This is a genomic window from Sphingomonas aquatilis (assembly GCF_014196115.1).
Taxonomy (GTDB): domain Bacteria; phylum Pseudomonadota; class Alphaproteobacteria; order Sphingomonadales; family Sphingomonadaceae; genus Sphingomonas; species Sphingomonas aquatilis.
In genome coordinates this window covers 1-1041 of the sequence record NZ_JACIDB010000036.1, presented here as the reverse complement: position 1 = coordinate 1041, position 1041 = coordinate 1, and the positions used below count along the sequence as shown (strand labels likewise).

The 1041-nt window shown below is 67.0% G+C and carries 1 protein-coding gene; it reads right to left on the bottom strand.

Annotation, left to right across the window (positions count from 1 at the left end; genetic code table 11):
• Nucleotides 1-174: 174 nt before the first annotated feature.
• Nucleotides 175-903 carry an IS21-like element helper ATPase IstB gene (gene istB / locus GGR47_RS19010; RefSeq protein WP_061781605.1) on the bottom strand — a complete coding sequence of 243 codons (729 nt, stop codon included), beginning with the start codon at nucleotides 901-903 and terminating at the stop codon, nucleotides 175-177.
• Nucleotides 904-1041 lie beyond the last annotated feature (138 nt).

The window sequence follows — 1041 nt, the reverse complement described above, 5'->3', positions numbered from 1 at the left end:
TGTCAATCGGCGTCCAAAAAGGACCCCCTATCGGCGTCCAAAAGGGACCCCGTTTGTCGAGCGGTGTGACGGGTATGGCGGGCGTGCCGTTCGCGCTGGTTGCGGCGTAGGGCGGGCGTAGCCCGACCGGAGGCGCAACCAGCGCGAAGCATCTTCTGCCGGTGGTCCCGCGCGTCAGCTGCGGTGCTTGAATCGCCAGCTGTCGTTGCCGGTCTCGACGATGTCGCAGTGGTGGGTAATGCGGTCGAGCAGCGCGGTGGTCATCTTGGGGTCGCCAAAGACGGTCGGCCACTCACCGAAGGCCAGGTTCGTGGTGACGATGACCGAGGTCTGCTCATAGAGCTTGCTGACGAGATGGAAGAGCAGCTGACCGCCCGAGCGTGCAAACGGCAGGTAGCCAAGCTCGTCGAGCACCACGAGGTCGAGACGCGAGAGCTGGGCCGCCAACGTGCCGGCCTTGCCGAGGCGCGTTTCCTCCTCGAGCCGGTTCACCAGGTCCACCGTGTTGAAGTAGCGCCCGCGGGCGCCGGCTCGTACCACATTGGCGGTGATGGCGGTGGCGAGGTGCGTCTTGCCGGTGCCCGTCCCACCGACCAGCACGACGTTGCGCCGGCCGGGGAGGAACGAGCCGCTGTGCAGGGAGCGCACCAGTCCTTCGTTGATGGGAGTGTCGCCGAAGACGAAGGCGTCGAGGTCCTTCACCGCCGGCAGCCTGGCGGCCGACATCCGGTAACGAACCGACGCTGCATGGCGGTGCGTCGCCTCGGCACGCAGCAGGTCGGTCAGGACCTCCATGGTCGTGCGCTTGCGCTGGAGACCGGTGGTCACCGCCTCGTCGAAGGCGCCAGCCATGCCCTTCAGCCCCAACTCGGTCATGGCCGTCATCATCTCATGCCGCTGCATGGAGGCCTCGCAGGCTGTCATAGCGGTTGCAGTCGGCACGGGGCGGATAGCGCAGCGCCAGGTCCTCGGGGGTGACAATGGTCAGCGGTCGTGGCGGTTCTCGCCTGCGGGCCAGGATGTTGACGATGACGTCGTCGC

What these genes read in the sequence shown, in the direction of transcription:
- istB (WP_061781605.1), bottom strand. Translation starts at nt 903, where the DNA reads ATGCAGCGGCATGAGATGATGACGGCCATGACCGAGTTGGGGCTGAAG.